We start from the raw sequence: 1,800 nt of genomic DNA, 5'->3' as shown, positions 1-1,800 counted from the left end.
GCGGCACCGGCCAGGGCCTCATCGCCGCCGACTACACCATCACCATCCCCAACATCCCCCTCACCCTCGGACTAGGCGGCACACTCGACATCCCCATCACCGGCAACATCGCGGGCCTGACCGTCAACCCCATCACCCTGCACGGAATCGGCGACAGCACCACCAGCATCCCGGTGAACGCCCACTTCACCCTCCTCGGCTCCACCGGTGGCACCACCATCCACTTCAACATCCCGGGCACCGACCTAGGTTTCAGCTTCGACCTACCGTCTTTGCCGATTTCCATAGGAGTGGACATTGGTGATCAAATAGGTGCAATCACCATTCCGCGGATCACCATCAATCCGATTACGTTTAATGATGTTGTGGTGGGCAATAATACGACGTCGTTGTCGGCGGATGTGGCGGGTGGTATTGGGCCGGTGACGATTCCGGTGTTCCAGCTGGCGGCGGCTCCGGGTTTTGGGAACACTACGGGTGTGCCGTCGTCGGGTTTCTTTAATTCGGGTGTGGGTGGCGGGTCGGGTTTCGGCAATAGTGGGAGTGGTGTGTCGGGTGGGTGGAACGTTGGGTCGCTGACTTCGGGTTATCAGAATTTGGGTAATCTGGTGTCGGGTTTCATCAACAAGGGTGAGCTGCTGTCGGGGATCAATAACAGCAATATGTTGGGTCTGTCGACCTCGGGTGTGGGTAATGTCGGGGACAACGTGTCGGGGTTGTTCTTCCAGGGCACCGACCGGGTGAGTGTTTTTAATGCGGGGTTGGCGAATGTGGGGGTGGGCAATGTTGGGTTTGGGAGTGTGGGTGATGGGAATGTGGGTGGGGGCAATGTTGGTGGTAGTAATGTGGGGTTTGGGAATCTGGGTGGTTGGAACTTTGGGTCGGGGAACCTGGGGAGTTTCAATGTGGGTTCGGGGAATATCGGGTTGTATAACTTCGGGCCGGGGAATCTGGGGTCGTACAATGTCGGGTTGGGGAATGCCGGGGATTACAACTTTGGTTTCGGGAATACCGGGATCGGCAATTTCGGGTTCGGGAACACCGGTAGCCATAATGTTGGGATCGGGTTGAGTGGTGATGGTCAGGTCGGATTCGGGGGGTGGAATTCCGGTAGTGGGAATGTGGGGTTGTTCAATTCGGGCATCGGGAATGTGGGGTTGTTCAACTCCGGGACCGGGAACTGGGGGGTGGGCAACTCCGGTGAGTTGAATACGGGGTTGTTCAACCCGGGCCGGTTGAACACCGGGGTGTTTAACGCCGGGTTGCTCAACACCGGGGTGGGCAATGCGGGTTCCTACAACTCGGGCAGTTTCAATGTGGGGGCCTCCAACACCGGCTCGTGGAATGCCGGGGACACCAACACCGGCTGGTTTAACCCCGGGAACCTCAACACCGGGATCGCCAATACCGGCGATGTCAACACCGGCGGGTTCAATCAGGGCAACCTCAACAACGGCTTCTTCTGGCGCGGTGACGGCCAAGGCCACGCCGGCTTCGACTACACCCTGACCATCCCGGCAATCTCACTGAACCTCGACGTCAACGTCCCCCTCAACATCCCCATCACCGGCCACCTCGGCGACATCGTGATCGGCAGCTTCACCATTCCGACATTGCATCTGAACGGTAATAATTTGAGCGGCACTATTGGGCCGATTGTGGTGGATCCGATCACGATTACTGGTCCGTCGTTGGATTTGCGTGTGGGCGGCGCGGGGGAGTCGTTGCAGTTGGGGATTTCGGGTCCGGGTGTGGGTCCGGTGGTGATTCCGGTGTTGCAGGTGGCGGCGGGGCCGGGGG

Annotated in this window: 1 protein-coding gene; it reads left to right on the top strand. The window is 59.0% G+C overall.

The annotated features are described in order from the left end of the window. The coding region (locus tag EET03_RS22265; RefSeq protein WP_136625750.1) for a beta strand repeat-containing protein at nucleotides 1-1,800 on the top strand (1,800 nt) is incomplete at both ends.

The sequence above is a fragment of the Mycobacterium innocens genome, assembly GCF_900566055.1.
Classification (GTDB): domain Bacteria; phylum Actinomycetota; class Actinomycetes; order Mycobacteriales; family Mycobacteriaceae; genus Mycobacterium; species Mycobacterium innocens.
This window is presented reverse-complemented; position numbering and strand designations above follow the sequence as displayed.